Source organism: Vibrio sp. 10N.286.55.E10 (genome assembly GCF_002872555.1).
GTDB lineage: Bacteria > Pseudomonadota > Gammaproteobacteria > Enterobacterales > Vibrionaceae > Vibrio > Vibrio crassostreae.
This window is the reverse complement of record NZ_MCSD01000015.1, coordinates 1-16265: the sequence shown is the minus strand read 5'-3', so window position 1 is coordinate 16265 and position 16265 is coordinate 1. Positions and strand designations below refer to the sequence as shown.

At 42.9% G+C, this 16265-nt stretch carries 13 protein-coding genes; 10 read left to right on the top strand and 3 right to left on the bottom strand.

Annotation, left to right across the window (positions count from 1 at the left end):
* Positions 1 to 137 precede the first annotated feature (137 nt).
* Both BCV39_RS10730 and BCV39_RS10725 read left to right on the top strand, forming a co-directional pair.
* A complete protein-coding gene (locus BCV39_RS10730) occupies positions 138 to 1196 on the top strand; it encodes a 3-deoxy-7-phosphoheptulonate synthase (RefSeq protein WP_048661946.1) in 1059 nt (352 codons plus the stop codon).
* 12 nt (positions 1197 to 1208) lie between these two features.
* Positions 1209 to 1691: a YajQ family cyclic di-GMP-binding protein gene (locus BCV39_RS10725; protein ID WP_004733632.1), complete on the top strand. Its 483-nt coding sequence runs from the start codon at positions 1209 to 1211 to the stop codon at positions 1689 to 1691.
* A 190-nt stretch (positions 1692 to 1881) separates the two neighbouring features.
* Here the strand turns inward: BCV39_RS10725 and BCV39_RS10720 are convergent, their stop codons facing one another.
* Positions 1882 to 2823 carry a bifunctional precorrin-2 dehydrogenase/sirohydrochlorin ferrochelatase gene (locus BCV39_RS10720; RefSeq protein WP_102432719.1) on the bottom strand — a complete coding sequence of 314 codons (942 nt, stop codon included), beginning with the start codon at positions 2821 to 2823 and terminating at the stop codon, positions 1882 to 1884.
* A 480-nt stretch (positions 2824 to 3303) separates the two neighbouring features.
* On the opposite strand from BCV39_RS10720, the gene BCV39_RS10715 reads away from it, so the two are divergent.
* From BCV39_RS10715 to BCV39_RS10690, 6 genes are all read left to right on the top strand, one after another.
* Positions 3304 to 4332 carry an amino acid ABC transporter substrate-binding protein gene (locus BCV39_RS10715; RefSeq protein WP_004733634.1) on the top strand — a complete coding sequence of 343 codons (1029 nt, stop codon included), beginning with the start codon at positions 3304 to 3306 and terminating at the stop codon, positions 4330 to 4332.
* A gap of 71 nt (positions 4333 to 4403) precedes the next feature.
* On the top strand, positions 4404 to 5609 hold the full coding sequence (locus BCV39_RS10710) for an amino acid ABC transporter permease (RefSeq protein ID WP_102432720.1): 1206 nt from the start codon (positions 4404 to 4406) through the stop codon (positions 5607 to 5609).
* 1 nt (position 5610) lies between these two features.
* The gene (locus tag BCV39_RS10705) at positions 5611 to 6708 is read left to right on the top strand and encodes an amino acid ABC transporter permease (RefSeq protein WP_048660774.1); all 1098 of its coding nucleotides are present in this window, start codon (positions 5611 to 5613) and stop codon (positions 6706 to 6708) included.
* Positions 6709 to 6730: 22 nt separating this feature from the next.
* On the top strand, positions 6731 to 7495 hold the full coding sequence (locus BCV39_RS10700) for an amino acid ABC transporter ATP-binding protein (RefSeq protein WP_017059704.1): 765 nt from the start codon (positions 6731 to 6733) through the stop codon (positions 7493 to 7495).
* Between the two features lie 295 nt (positions 7496 to 7790).
* Complete coding sequence (locus BCV39_RS10695; RefSeq protein ID WP_102432721.1) at positions 7791 to 8456, top strand: Bax inhibitor-1/YccA family protein; 666 nt, start codon at positions 7791 to 7793, stop codon at positions 8454 to 8456.
* Between the two features lie 160 nt (positions 8457 to 8616).
* Positions 8617 to 8946 (top strand): TusE/DsrC/DsvC family sulfur relay protein, encoded by a 330-nt coding sequence (locus BCV39_RS10690; RefSeq protein WP_102432722.1) that lies wholly within the window; start codon positions 8617 to 8619, stop codon positions 8944 to 8946.
* Positions 8947 to 9005: 59 nt separating this feature from the next.
* Here BCV39_RS10690 and yccX read toward each other — a convergent pair whose 3' ends face one another.
* Positions 9006 to 9293, bottom strand: a complete 288-nt coding sequence (yccX, locus tag BCV39_RS10685) for an acylphosphatase (RefSeq protein WP_048660773.1) — start codon at positions 9291 to 9293, stop codon at positions 9006 to 9008.
* An 88-nt stretch (positions 9294 to 9381) separates the two neighbouring features.
* On the opposite strand from yccX, the gene BCV39_RS10680 reads away from it, so the two are divergent.
* Both BCV39_RS10680 and BCV39_RS10675 read left to right on the top strand, forming a co-directional pair.
* On the top strand, positions 9382 to 10785 hold the full coding sequence (locus BCV39_RS10680) for a methyl-accepting chemotaxis protein (protein WP_102432723.1): 1404 nt from the start codon (positions 9382 to 9384) through the stop codon (positions 10783 to 10785).
* 128 nt (positions 10786 to 10913) lie between these two features.
* Positions 10914 to 12107, top strand: a complete 1194-nt coding sequence (locus tag BCV39_RS10675) for a class I SAM-dependent methyltransferase (RefSeq protein WP_017059708.1) — start codon at positions 10914 to 10916, stop codon at positions 12105 to 12107.
* 52 nt (positions 12108 to 12159) lie between these two features.
* Here BCV39_RS10675 and BCV39_RS10670 read toward each other — a convergent pair.
* Positions 12160 to 16265, bottom strand: a 4106-nt coding sequence (locus BCV39_RS10670) for a VWA domain-containing protein (RefSeq protein WP_102432724.1), incomplete at its 5' end; no start/stop codon positions are given.

The window sequence follows — 16265 nt, the reverse complement described above, 5'->3', positions numbered from 1 at the left end:
TCCCTTATTTGACGCTGGCCTGCTGATAAAAATAAGAATATTAGCAATAACTGAGATAACTTTGACTCAATAGAGTTTATTCCTCTGTTCAATTCCGTTATCTTAACCACTTCGCAATAGAATAAAAAAGCTATCACATGCCATTAAAAACTGATGAGTTGAGAACCCAAGCTCTGGGTCCTATGCCAACTCCTGCCGAACTAGGCAATGCACACCCTATTACTGACGACGTTGCTGAGCGCATTAAAAATTCTCGCCGCCAAATCGAAGACATCCTAACTGGTCGTGATAACCGCCTATTAGTTATCGTAGGCCCTTGCTCTGTTCACGATACAGATGCGGCGCTTGATTACGCTGAGCGCCTAAGCCAGATTCAAGACCAGTACAAAGATGAACTGTTCGTTGTAATGAGAACCTACTTCGAGAAGCCTCGTACGGTTGTAGGTTGGAAGGGTTTGATTACCGATCCAAACCTTGATGGTTCATACGCACTTGAAACGGGCTTAAACAAAGCTCGTAAGCTTCTGTTAGACATCAACAAGCTTGGCTTAGCAACAGCAACTGAATTCCTTGATATGATCACAGGTCAGTACATTGCAGACCTTATCACTTGGGGCGCGATTGGCGCTCGTACAACTGAATCTCAGATTCACCGTGAAATGGCTTCTGCACTGTCTTGCCCAGTTGGCTTCAAGAACGCGACCAACGGCAATATCAAGATTGCTATCGATGCAATTCGTGCAGCGCATGCGTCACACTACTTCTACTCTCCAGATAAGAATGGCCGCATGACGGTTTACCGTACTTCTGGCAACCCATACGGTCACGTTATTCTACGCGGTGGTGATAAAGGCCCTAACTTCGACGCTGAATCTGTAGATACCGCATGTAAGCAACTGGCTGAATTCGACCTGCCTCAACGTTTGGTTGTAGACTTCAGCCACGCTAACTGTCAGAAACAGCACCGTAAGCAGTTAGAAGTTGCACAAGACATTTGTGAGCAAATTAAATCTAACAAGAACCAAATTGCAGGCATCATGGCAGAAAGCTTCATTGTTGAAGGTAACCAACCAATGACCGACATCAACAACCTAGAATATGGCAAGTCAATTACTGACCCATGCCTAAGCTGGGAAGATACGGCAACAATGCTAGACATGCTTGCAACAGCAATTAAAGATAGAAACTTAGCTTAAGGAAACAACACAATGCCATCATTTGACATTATCTCTGAAGTAGAAGCAGTAGAACTGCGTAACGCGGTAGACAACGCAAACCGTGAACTATCGACTCGTTTCGATTTCCGCGGCGTTGAAGCAAGCTTTGATTACAAAGATGAATCAGTAAAATTGACTGCTCAAGACGATTTTCAACTGAAGCAAATGCGCGATATCCTTCGTAGCAACCTAACAAAGCGTAATGTTGATCCTAACGCGATGGAAGCAAAAGCGGCAGACCAAACAGGTCGCACTTGGCACCAAACGGTTATCTTTAAGCAAGGCATTGAAACTGATGTAGCGAAGAAGATCGTTAAACTAATCAAAGACAACAAAGTTAAAGTTCAAGCTTCTATCCAAGGCGACAAAGTTCGTGTAACAGGTAAGAAACGTGATGATCTACAAGCTGTTATGGCTCTAGTTCGCAGCGGTGAGCTTGGTCAACCATTCCAGTTTGACAACTTCCGCGACTAATTTTTGAGTATGAGCGACCGCTTGTTTCAGTTGCTCATTCATCATCACAATGTCGTGTATGAAATAGCAGAAAGCCACTTCTTTATCGGAAGTGGCTTTTTATTTATCAGGTCCAGTTTTAGTTTTATTCCGAGCCTCTAGCCGATTTAAAACAACCAGAAAGCTCTTATTTCAACTAGAAACAACTACCTCAACTGAGTACTTGGGCTGCTGACAATTTTAGGTCTTTACCGACCAACAGATTAAACTCTACGCTTGCTGGTGGAATAAACACACACACTCGCAATTTCTCAGCTCTTGCCTGCTCAAGCTTGGTTGATAGCTCTCCGCTGTTAGCATAGCTCTCTCTTTCTGCGTCTCGACGGCACAGGTCGATAAATTCAAATGGACAATCGCTCGGTGAAAGTACGAGTTCTGCCTCTTGCATCAAACGTAAAGCCTTCATAGACAGCAACTCAACGTCCTGCTCGAATTCAATCCAAGTCACCTGTCCTTCGCTATCAATGCCTTCCGTTAGCGCTTGCTGATAGTAAGACTCTAACTGCTCTCTGTCAGTCACCTGCTCGATAAAACTGGATGACAAGAAACGCTCCCAAAACTTACGACGCTCGTCGACGGTTGGGAATGACTCTTTGATCGAATTGCGTTTTGATGCACCGAAATCTGCTATCAAACCTATATTTTGTGGCAATACCGTTTCGAGTTTTTCTCTAATATTTCTCACCAAAACAGGTGATGCACCGCCACTAGAGATGGCAATTTGGATCCTTCCGCGATTAATCATTGATGGCGTAATGAAGTCACAATAGGGTAAATCATCAACCACATTGACAAGAATACCTAATTTTTTTGCATCATTATGTACTTGATGATTCAAGCTTGGGTTGTCTGTCGTCGCCCACACCTGAAGGTAATTATTCGATATGATCTGTGACGAGTAAAAATTTTGCACCCAGTGAAGTTTATTTTCATCAACAAGCTGCTTTAAGTAAGGTGCGACCTTGGGAGATACCAAAGTCACATCAGCCCCAGCGCGTAACAAGCTGTCGACTTTACGGCAAGCAACCTCACCTCCACCAACCACTAAGATTGGCTTATTTTCTACATCCAAAAACATTGGGAAATAACGCATGTTCTTCCTTGAGATTACTTCAATAACTATTCAGCCATGCTACCAAATTTGGAGCATATTCATAACTATCGAAGTGCAATAAAAATATTTATTGACCAAATTTCAATCTTTTTTAAGGTTAATGCTCCACAACTGTGACATTCATTCAGAATATTTATCTAGTCAATTATCAATATAAAACTCTAAATCTCGTTGCACCAACAGTGTGAACTGTTGCACTATTTACATTTAGTTAACATTTGGTCATTCTAATTGTGTTCGGATTTGTGATTTCATTCAAAATTCTTTTTAAATTATACATTTGTGAAACTACGGATCCTTTCCTAACCTTATAAACAGTTGCTTAAATCGCACACAGTTTCATTTGCAAAATGCAACTCTTGTAATTTGAGCAACAAGGTCATAGAAAACGCAACACATAAGAGACACTCAAACGAGCACGAGTATCAGGTGTCACCTGGTTAACAAGGAAGGATACAAATGACAAATAAACTAACACTTCTTGCTTCAGTAGTAGCTGCATCAACTGCGATGATGGCAACATCAGCATCAGCGGCAGAAAGCACTCTGGACAAAGTCACATCTCAAGGTTTTCTAACTTGTGGTGTAAGTACAGGTCTTCCAGGGTTCTCTAACCCTAACTCAAAAGGTGAATGGGAAGGAATTGATGTTGAGTATTGTCAAGCTCTTGCAGCGGCTGTACTCGGTGACAAGACTAAAGTTAAGTATGTACCTCTAACCGCAAAAGAGCGTTTTACTGCGCTTCAATCTGGCGAAATCGACGTACTATCTCGTAACACAACATGGACACTACATCGTGACACTGCTTTAGGTCTGAACTTCGTAGGCGTTAACTACTACGATGGTCAAGGCTTCATGGTTAAGAAAGAGCTTGGCCTAACAAGTGCTCAAGAGCTTGATGGTGCTTCTGTATGTGTTCAATCAGGTACAACAACTGAACTTAACCTAGCCGATTACTTCCGTAACAGTGGCATGTCTTACAAGCCAGTGGTATTCGATACGGCAGCACAAACATCTAAAGGCTTCGACGCAGGTCGTTGTGACGTGCTAACGACTGACCAATCTGGTCTATACGCACTTCGCCTAAACCTCGCTGACCCTAAATCTGCACAAGTACTTCCTGAAATCATCTCTAAAGAACCTCTAGGTCCTGTTGTTCGTCAAGATGATGACAAATGGTTTAACGTTGCTAAGTGGACACTTTCAGCAATGATTAACGCGGAAGAATACGGCATCTCTTCTAAAAATGCAGACGAAATGCTTAAGTCAAAAGATCCAAACATCAAACGTATTCTTGGTGTAGACGGTCCTAAAGGTAAAGGCCTTGGCATTCGTGACGACTGGGGTTACCAAGTAATTAAGCAAGTTGGTAACTACGGTGAGAGTTTTGAGCGTACTGTTGGTACAGGTTCTCCACTTCAAATCTCTCGTGGTGTAAATGCATTATGGAATGCGGGCGGCTTTATGTACGCTCCACCAATCCGTTAATAAATTTTCAAGCATCAATTAGGGCGGAGTTTTCCGCCCTATTTATTAAATGGATTTGAGGTTATAGTAGTATGAAACCTAATGAAACTATTTCTCCAGCGCAGGCAAAGCCACAGGCCAAAAGTGCCAACTTATTTTACAACCCCACTTTTCGCTCCATCATTTTCCAAATTATCGCCGTCGGGGCGCTTTGTGCTTTCTTTTACACGATTGTAAATAATGCGCTCACTAACTTAGATTCCCGTGGTATCGCCACTGGTTTTGATTTTCTCTCCCAAGAAGCTGGTTTTGGCATCGGCTTAACACTAATTGAATACGACGAGACCTTCTCATACGGTCGTACATTCTTTATCGGTCTTCTCAATACCGCTTTAGTTTCAGTACTAGGCATCATGCTAGCCACGATACTGGGCTTTAGTATGGGTATCGCTAGACTCTCTTCAAACTGGCTAGTTAGCCGATTTGCAGCTGTCTACATTGAGATATTCCGAAATATCCCTCTTCTTTTGCAAATCTTTTTCTGGTACTTCGCCGTTCTGCAAGCCTTGCCTTCTGCTCGTCAAAGCATGAGCCTAGGTGAAGCAATTTTCTTGAACGTACGTGGATTGTACTTCCCTGCACCAGTGTTAGAGCAAGGCAGTAGCATTGTTATCGCATCATTGATTGTTGGTATTATCGCTACGTTTATTATCAACATTTGGGCGAATAACAAACAGAAACTTACCGGCCAACAAACACCGATGTTTCGAATTGCTGCAGCGTTGATTTTAGGCTTACCGTTGGTGACTTACTTTGTTATGGGTATGCCTATCTCTGCGGATTACCCTGTTTTAAAAGGGTTTAACTTCAAGGGTGGTATTAGCATAATCCCGGAGCTTGCTGCATTGATGCTTGCTTTAAGTATCTACACAGCAGCGTTCATTGCCGAGATTGTTCGTTCAGGTATTAACGCCGTAAACCATGGGCAAACAGAGGCTGCTATGTCTCTAGGAATCCCACGATCTAGAACCCTTAAGCTTGTCATTATCCCACAGGCATTAAGAATTATTATCCCACCACTAACCAGTCAGTACCTAAACCTGACCAAAAACTCATCACTTGCGATGGCCATTGGTTACCCTGATCTTGTCTCTGTATTTGCAGGAACAACATTAAACCAAACTGGACAAGCTATCGAAGTAATCGCGATGACAATGGGCGTCTACCTGACCTTGAGCCTATTAACATCTGCTCTAATGAACATATACAACCGCAAAGTAGCGTTGGTGGAGAGATAAGATGAGTACACATCAATTTCAACCTGATCTTCCGCCTCCAGCGAATACCGTTGGGCCAGTCGGTTGGTTAAGAAAAAATCTATTTAATGGACCAATTAACAGCGTCGTCACTGTGGTTCTTGCTTACTTTGCTTTTACCCTTATATGGGCAGTAGCGGATTGGGCATTCATCAGTGCCGACTGGATAGGAACCACACGCGATGCCTGCACTAGCGAAGGCGCTTGTTGGGTCTTTATTAGCGTTCGTTGGGAGCAATTCATGTATGGCTTCTACCCAGAAGCTGAACTGTGGCGACCTCGCCTCTTCTACGCTACGTTAGCCATTTTTGTGGCCTTACTGGCCTACGAAAAAACACCTAAACGTACGTGGATCTGGTTGTTCTTCGTAAACATCTACCCATTTATCATTGCTGGCTTGCTATACGGTGGTGTCTTTGGGTTAGAAGTTGTCGATACCCATAAATGGGGTGGTCTACTGGTCACACTGATCATCGCACTTGTTGGTATTGTAGTGTCACTCCCTATTGGTGTTGCACTTGCGCTTGGGCGTCGTTCAGAGATGCCGATCATTCGTAGTATGTGTACCGTATACATCGAAATTTGGCGTGGCGTACCGCTCATTACCGTTCTATTCATGGCCTCAGTTATGCTCCCGCTCTTTTTATCAGAAGGAACAGAAACCGATAAGCTGATTAGAGCACTTGTTGGGGTAGTACTATTCAGTGCAGCCTACATGGCAGAAGTAATTCGTGGTGGTTTACAAGCAATACCAAAAGGCCAATACGAAGCGGCTGATGCTCTGGGACTAAGCTACTGGAAAAAGACAGGGCTTATCATTCTTCCTCAAGCTCTTAAAATCACGATTCCTTCAATTGTGAACACCTTCATTGGTTTGTTCAAAGATACCAGTCTTGTTTTAATTATTGGTATGTTTGATGTGTTAGGAATTGGCCAAGCCGCGAATACCGACCCTGAATGGCTTGGGTATTCAACAGAAAGTTATGTATTTGTCGCGTTAGTGTTCTGGGTGTTTTGTTTTGGCATGTCGAGATATTCGATATGGCTAGAAAACAGACTTCACACCGGTCACAAACGATAATTAACAAGATCAAGGACGTATTATGACGCAGCAGACAGAAAACAACTCCCAAGGTCTTATGATCGAGTTGAAAGACATGAACAAATGGTACGGTGAATTCCACGTACTTAAGAACATCAACCTAGAAGTTAAAAAAGGCGAGAAAATCGTTATCTGTGGCCCTTCCGGCTCAGGTAAATCAACGATGATCCGCTGTATCAACCGATTAGAAGAGCACCAAAAGGGTCATATCTTTGTTTCAGGTAATGAATTGACGGAAGATCTCAAGAACATCGAAGCCGTTCGCCGAGATGTAGGCATGTGTTTCCAGCACTTCAATCTGTTCCCACATCTGACGGTATTAGAGAACTGTACTTTGGCCCCTATCTGGGTCAAAAAGATGCCGAAAGAAGAAGCTGAAGCGATTGCGATGAAATACCTAGAGCGTGTGAAAATTCCTGAGCAAGCAGACAAGTTCCCAGGTCAACTTTCAGGTGGTCAACAACAGCGTGTAGCTATCGCTCGCTCTTTGTGTATGAACCCTCAAGTGATGCTGTTTGATGAGCCAACGTCGGCACTCGATCCAGAAATGGTTCGTGAAGTATTAGACGTAATGGTTGAGCTAGCGGAAGAAGGCATGACAATGCTTTGTGTGACGCACGAGATGGGCTTTGCTAAAGAGGTAGCAGATCGCGTTATCTTCATGGATGCCGGTGAAATCATAGAAGAGAACAACCCTGTCGACTTCTTTGAAAACCCACAATCAGACAGAACGCAGAACTTCTTAAGTCAAATCTTACACCATTAATGTGTTATGATGCATAAACTATAGAGGCGGCTTAGGTCGCCTCTTTATTTTTCAAGGTTATAGATGGTTTTCTAAAGTTCTAAATAACTGGCTATGACGACTAAAGGTTGAAGATCGTATTTTAGCTATACTTAATTACAGCCTAAAGAAATACTTTGTTACACCTTCAGAAACACTTAACCGACTATTTTTATTATTATTTTACGTATACAGGAGGAATGAAAGACTTGATTTTTCGAACTTTCACCCCCATAAATGTACTAATAACTATTGAAGTCACCTTACGAGGAAGATTATGAACAGCCCTATGTTTTCACGCACAGCATCTCAAGAAAGTGCTCTGCAAACCAATAAAGTGTTGCGTAACACCTACGCATTACTGTCTATGACACTACTTTGGTCTGCTGTTGTAGCAGGCGTATCCATGGCGATGAACCTTCCTCGCCCGGGTCTTATTATCATGCTTGTTGGCTTCTACGGCCTACTTTTCCTAACAGAGAAGAACCGTGACAACAGCATGGGTCTAGTCTTCACATTCCTATTTACAGGTTTCTTAGGCTACACCATTGGTCCAATTCTTAATATGTACGTTGGCGCAGGCATGGGTGATGTAATCCTAACTGCACTTGGCGGTACAGCACTGGCGTTTATGGGCGCATCAGCTTACGCGCTAACAACTAAGCGTGACCTGTCGTTCCTTAACGGCATGCTATTAGCTGGTTTTGTAGTACTGCTTGTAGGTATGGTTGCAAATATCTTCCTACAGATGCCTCTACTATCATTGGCAATGAGCGGTATGTTCATCCTATTCTCGACTGGTGTTATCTTGCTTACAACGCAAAACATCATTCGTGGCGGTGAAACAAACTACATCTCTGCAACGATCAGCTTGTACGTATCAATCTACAACATCTTCATCAGCCTGCTAAGCATCCTAGGCATCATGGGCAACGACGACTAATCGTTCCCATCATTGAAGAATATCTAGCCCAAGAGCCTACCTCTTGGGCTTTTTTGTATCTATAAGTACGATATTTCTATGGATAGCTACAATTTCAGTTGAGAAAGATAAACTTGGTCATGTACCCTACCCGCATAGTTAATTGGATTCTGGATTAAACATGTTTGAATATAACGGCAAGCAAATCGAAACCGACGCTCAAGGCTACCTATTGGATTACACGCAATGGGAAGAAGGTATGATTGAAATACTTGCTCAAGATGAAGCTATTGAACTTACGGATGCACACTTAGAAGTCGTCCATTTTGTAAGGAGCTTTTACGAAGAGTTCAATACCTCACCAGCGGTTCGTATGCTAGTTAAAGCGATGCAAAAAGCGCACGGCCCAGAAAAAGGTAACAGCAAGTACCTATTCAAGTTATTCAAAAAAGGGCCGGCAAAACAAGCAACCAAGCTCGCCGGTTTACCTAAACCAGCAAAGTGCTTGTAAAAACCTAACCCGCTTTAAGTTATTTAATTACGCTCGATATAAATACTGTAGTGCCATAACTACAGTATTTTAAACGTCCCTACACGTACGTCTTGGCGCTCACTATCTTTAACTTGATGCATCTCTACGTTGTCTACGATTGCACTCGAAGGGCCTATGTTGAGCCAAGCATGCAACTTCTCTATTTGCTGACTCTCTCCGACAGCTAATACTTCAACTCGACCATCATTTAAGTTCTTCGCATAGCCTGAGAGACCCATAGCTTGCGCCTGCCTACTGGTGTGGTAACGAAACCCAACACATTGAACTACGCCTGACACGACAAAAATATATTGTGAACTTTCCATAACGTTGCCTCATAATTTATATGAATGATATAGTTGAGCTTCTATTCATTCACCACTTATTGGTGGACTTACTTCGAGTATAACGATTATGAAAGAAATCCCATTTCGTTGGATTGACAAATATCTCATTCACCTAAAAATCCAAGAAAAGTTCTATCTACTCTTCTTATTACCTCTTCTCGCCCTAGTTATATTAACTCTCGTTTTAGATAGCGCCGCGGACTCTTTGCTTGCTCACCTTTATCAAGAAGAAATGCTCTTGATGAAAGGACTTATCGAAGCAGGTCAACTCACTAAAGATCAAGTCGCTCAACTTGTCAGCAGCTCTGAAACCATCTCTTTGGGCTACGGTGCTGGTTCTGTTTCGGTAATGAATGGTGCATTCAGCCTAGTTGCTAACCATGACCAAAACCTTTGGTCTGCTCTGTCTACGACTCAGGTTTCTATCATCGCTGTAACCCTAACGCTTATCGCGCTGGGTGTTTACTACATCATGACCTTCATCGGTGGTGCGATGTTCTCTATGAACAAAGCTTTAAACACACTGGCTAATGGTGACCTAACTTGCCGCATGAACTACTTCTTAGTTCGTGATGAGTTTAGTGAAATCGCTATTACGATCGACAAAGTAGCAGAGCGTGAACAAAACATGGTTCTGTCAATCCAAGAGTCTGTCGCTCTAATGCAGCAGATCAGCTCGGACTTAAACCAGTCAACACAACAAAGTTCAGACATCTCTGGTAACCAACAAGAACACCTGAATAGCTTAGCAAGTGCAACGGAGCAAATGGCTGCTACGATTCGCGAAGTAGCTACCCTTGCTCATGAGTCTAGTTCACAAACGATGGACGCTCGCGGCGTTGCGCAGAGTGGTCAAGTCAAGGTTTCAAATACATTGGAGTCTATCTCTAACCTATCTCAAGAGATCCAATCCGCTTCACAAGCAGTAGAAGAACTTGATGCCAACGCGGCGCAGATCGATGAAGTGGTCGCAACCATCAATGGCATTTCAGAGCAGACTAACCTATTGGCACTGAATGCTGCCATAGAGGCTGCACGTGCAGGCGAGCAAGGTCGTGGATTCGCTGTTGTTGCCGATGAAGTTCGTGCCCTTGCTGGTCGTACTCAACAAGCAACGGTTGAAATCCAAAGTATGATTGAGTCATTACAACGTAACAGCCAATCACTGACCAAACTGATGGAAGTAACGGTAAACAATGCTGGTGAAGGCCAAACACTGATGTCGGAAGTGAACGTTGAGATCGGTTCATTAGCTGAAAAGAACCAGTCTATTTCAGATAGCAGCACTCAAATTGCTACCGCGGCTGAAGAACAAGGCGTAGTCGCTGACAACATTGCACAAAGTGTTGAAGAGATTCGTCATCAATCAGACAGTATCTGCGAGATGATCAGTAAGAGTAATTCCAATGTCGACCAACTTCGTAAACAAAGCGATACGATGGAAGGTTTGCTGACAGGTCTTAAAGCTTAATACTGATATCCAACCACTAAGTGTTGATTAATCATACTAGGGCTGCTTCTGCAGCCCTTTCTTATTTGCTTTTCACCTGTACTTCCCCGACAATACCCCTCCTTCAAATTCAACAAACAGAGTAAATTATGACTCCTTCAATTCATCTAGCTAAAGGCCGAGATAAATCACTACGCCGCAAACACCCTTGGGTATTTTCTCGCGGTATCGATAAGGTCGAAGGCGAACCAAAACAAGGTGAAACTGTAGACGTATATGCTCAAAATGGTCAGTGGCTTGCAAAAGCGGCTTACTCACCAGAATCTCAAATTCGAGCTCGTGTTTGGACATTTGAAAAAGAAGAAATCAACAAGGCGTTCTTTGTAAAACGAATTCAAGATGCACAGTCTTTACGTGAAGACATCATCGAACGTGACGGCCTAACGGGTTACCGTCTAACAGCTGCAGAGTCTGATGGCCTGCCTGGCATCACAATCGACAAATACCAAGACTTCCTTGTTTGCCAACTGCTAAGTGCTGGCGCTGAGTTTAACAAAAGCGTGTTGGTTGAAGCGTTAATTGAATGCTTCCCTGACTGTAACATCTACGAGCGTTCAGACGTGGCAGTTCGTAAGAAAGAAGGCTTAGAACAGGTTGTTGGCGTTCTTCACGGTGAAGAACCACCGAAGTCTATCGTGATTGAAGAAAACGGCGTTAAGATCAGCGTGAACATTATGGAAGGCCACAAAACGGGCTTCTACATGGACCAACGTGATAGCCGCAAAGAATCGATGAAGTACGTTAAAGGCAAAGATGTCCTTAACTGTTTCTCATACACAGGTGGCTTTGGCCTTTACGCACTCAAAGGCGACGCGAAGCGTGTTATCAACGCTGACGTATCTCAACTTGCTCTTGATACGGCTAAATTCAACGCTGAACTTAACGAGTTTGATATCTCGAAAAAGCGCGCTGTGTTCCTTAACGCTGACGTTTTCAAACTGCTTCGTGAGTACCGTGACCAAGGCACTAAGTTTGACGTAGTGATCATGGACCCACCAAAGTTTGTTTCAAGCAAGAACAACCTAACTTCAGGCGCTAACGGCTACAAAGACGTTAACATGCTTGCAATGCAAATCCTGAAACCAGGCGGCACCCTACTCACCTACTCTTGCTCTGGCTTAATGGGTACAGACCTATTCCAAAAGATCATCGCTGATGCAGCATTAGACGCAGGCCGCACTGTTAAGTTCGTAGAGCGCTTCGAGCAAGCAGCCGACCACCTAACTGACACTGCTTACCCAGAAGGCTTCTACCTAAAAGGCTTTGCTTGTAAAGTTCTGTAGACAGTTAAGCTTTAGATAACGAGTTAATAAAAAAGGGCCTTTCGGCCCTTTTTTAGTATTGGTCAGGTAAGTTCACGAACAACTGACTCACCAAGTTGGTCAAATCACCATTAACAACAGAGCCATCACCTTGTGAATTTACCGAGTCGAACTGATTACCTACGTTGTCGAGAACAATCGTTTGACTTTGGCCTGTATTATCTGTGTTTTCTGAAATGGTAATCACGAGGTCTTTATCACCGCCGCCATTATCAACCTTTTCAATAGTGATATGATCAAGAAGATCAAACATTGAACTTTCGTTTGGTAACAACTCAGAGATATCAAGATGGTCTTCCCCTAGAGCAAAATCGGTTATCGTATCGACATCACCTTGGAAAGGTTCGTCGACCCACTTGAACAGATCGTCACCGTCACCACCAGTTAAGATATCATCACCAAGACCACCGATAAGCGTATCTTTACCACCTTGACCGTACAAAATATCGTCGCCTTCGCCGCCCGATAAAACATCGTCCTTGTCGTTCACTCGAGATTGGTCAAAATCTTGTACGTTATCTGAAATATAGTTGTGTATATCTCGCGCTGACACAGAAGATAATTGCTCACCAGTTTCTTGAGCTACGTACTTCTGTATCGCTGCGACGCCCTGTCCTGAAATACCGTCAAATTGCACTAAGTCACCGAACATGATGTCATCACCAGCCAAGGCATCGATCTGGTCTTCACCTTGCAACAAGCTAACCTCTTTACCAAGAATAACCTCTGATAATTTCGTTACGTCTATTGACGTTTCAACTAGGCCATCAGAGTCGTAATCTTCGAGAACATCTTCATCTAATGAATTACCGAGCCCAATAGCATCAACAGATGACATCAATGCGAGCAATTGATACATATGTTGACCTTGTTTATTGACGCCACCCTTATCATAGTAATCGTAAGAATTACCATTAATGCTTAAGTCACCAATTCTATCCCCTGTTAATGGTGAATATAACTTGGCATTATCATCAATTAATACACTACCTTTATAATTAACAACACCACTTGTATATCCGGTAGGTAACAAATCGGCCAGTGTTATAACTTGGTTCGAACTCAAATCATAATCGATCAATATTTCATCGAACTCACTTTTCATTAACCTACTGTCAGTAAAGGAAGTCGGCTCACCGTCAGAAATGAAATATGAAATGTTGTTCCCACCGTTTTGGTCAGCGAACCATTCAACAGCAGATTGAAATCCAGCTTCGTAATTGGTACCACCTCCGCCAACATCAGTGATGGAGTCAAGTGCTGCGACAAACTGTTCTCTTGGGTTCTGACTGCTCAAGTCGACAGATACTGACGTATTTGAGTTGTTTGAAAAATCCGTGATTAGAATATTAACTTGCCCTGAATGTTGCCCCTGTGAACTAGCAAAAATCGCGTCAAAAACAACCAACAGTTCATCTTTTGCGGTTTCGACATCTCTTCCCATGCTACCCGACGTATCGAGAATAAACGCTATGTTGTAATCCTCACCGGCAACAATTTGAATCCCTTGAACATCACCAACAATCAAATCGTTGTTCTCTGTCCCTTTGATATTGTCATCCCCGTGGGAACCAGATTCCAAATCATAGCTTCTGAAACTTATATCTGCTGACGTGATAGTTATTGCTTCATCATTATTAATCAATTCAGAAGATGATGCAGATACAGAAAGCTCAAAATCAAGGTCTCCTTCATAAGAATAAGGAATTCGAAGCTCTGCACTAACATCACCAGAAACAGGTATAACAATTGAATACGAACCGTCGATGTTTGGAGATATAAGCTGACCACCAACGTACAAGTCGACACCATGAGGGATGCCTTCAAGAGTAAATTCATTACCTAGCGATTCACTACCATCGTTATCAACGAGTTCCGCTGAAATATCTAGCGGTATTACGCTGTCTTGTAGGACTGTATATTCTCCGGTCTCACTATCAATCTCAACAACAGCATCTGAGAAAATAATTCGTTCAATACCATATAAGTGATCACCATCTTCAGTAGAAGGTGAATTATCACTAGATGTATCTCTTTCAAGAGAATCTTTAACTAACCAATAAGGTACTTGGCTATGCTCCAGGCCTCTAAAATCAAGATCGTATTCAGACAATTTACCTTGATAGATAACTGTATCCGTTTCAACTTTACTATCCTGAGACCCATTACCACCATAAAACGAATCATTGCCACTAGTACCAACAAACGTATCGCTACCCTGCTGACTCAGGTTAACGGCTTGCTGATCGCCAACAAACTGCTGAGCCGCCGCATTGTCCGGTGCGATCATCAAGTCATCGCCTTGATTGCCATTATTGAAAGCTGGAGACTGATCAACGTGGTCGAAGTTAACACCCCCAATAGATGTCTCACCACTACTTACAAGGTCTCTAATATCACTAGGTGAAGTACCAAATTCAGGCACAGCTTGTGATTGTTGCAGCTCTCCGACCGCAATAGTTACGCGAGGAGCATCAGCAACCGCACTAACGGTAATATCGAGAGTATCGCTCACACCAGTATTTGTAGTGTAAGTCACCGTCGGAACGTTACCTGACCAATGATCAGATGGTACAAACGCGTAACTACCATCTTGCTCAACCGTCAACTCACCACCAGTTAGCGTGATAGTTTCACCAACGTTATAGGAGGTTCCTCCTACTTCAATTGACTGCAGTGATAATATGTTATCTGCATCAGTATCGTTTGTTAAAACGTTACCAGAGACGCTTGTATCTTCATCTACAGTACGGGTGTCTGGCTGCGTGTTTGTAACATTGTATTCATGAACAACCACATCAATACTTGTCGTAGTCGTAGCAGTACTTGTTGAATCCTTTTCACTAGCGATCGCTTCCACATCAATAGTAAAATCGTCGTGACTTCCCGAAGGCGGTAAGACAGTTAGATTTGTCATCTCCCAACTACTGATATCAAACGTCTCATTAGTGCTAGTGAATGTGTGAGAATTAACTCCATCACTTAACTCAGAACCGATAGGGAAACCACTTACATTAACAGCCAAAGTTTCTGAACCATCAGTATCATTTAAATTTGCTTGCAGCTCCGTCAGTGGAATAAGGGTGTCTTGCGGACCTTCATTCGTTGTATAGACCTGATAGAACTCAACGCCATTTTCGTTAATTAGTTGTGATGTTCTTATGTCAATATTATCAAGCTGAGACACATCACTGACTACACCAAAGTTCGTGTTATCTAAGTTGACAGGACTCGCGCCATCTACAGAAACATTGACATCGAAATTACCAGGGCCACTCTGGTTATGGTGGTAAACCTCTATCGGATAGAAACCTGACACAGTCGGTGTAAATGCAATCCCTTGGATACTCCCACTACTATCTCCCCATCGAGCATCATCTGTAAGCTCGCCACCAATTTTTATCGCTAAACTATCATCCGCATTACCAACGAAATCATAAGATTTACCTGCTTCTAAATAAATTAAGCCAGTGATGAGTGTAGCTTGACCCGCACCTTGACTAGCATCACGCACATCGTTGACATTACTTGGAGAACTACTGTTGCTATCCAAACCATCGATGACATTTATCAAGGTAACAGGGTCCACACCATTACCAACCCCATATTGGGAACCAACAGAGACACTATTCCACATATTTACGTTGAATTGTTGATCCGGTAGTTCAATACCGTCTATGTTAGTAATCAAGTTAGGCGCATCAGCAATTGGCGTAACATTTATCGCTATAGTCGACTCTTGGCCTACGTTTACACCATCCGTTGGTTTGAAACCAATCTGTGCATAATCTTGTTGTTGATCCCCGATACCTGGAGTTGAGTGACTATCGTACCCAGATTCATCTTCATCCGGAGTAAATCTAACTCTATTTGCATCAAACTCGCCCTTGTCAATAACTTGACCAACCGAAATGTCATGCCACTGACCATCATCACCGAAATACTCAAACTGACCGTTATCTGGTAAATCGGTAATCTCAATACCTAGAGCTGAATCAGGTGAATCAACATCGGTAATTCCGAATGAATCCCATTCAATGAAGGTTGATGTATCTTCGTCAGTTGTGATAACTCCGCCAGATGATGTTGGGGCTTCATTCAGGTTCTGCTCGTTCAGCG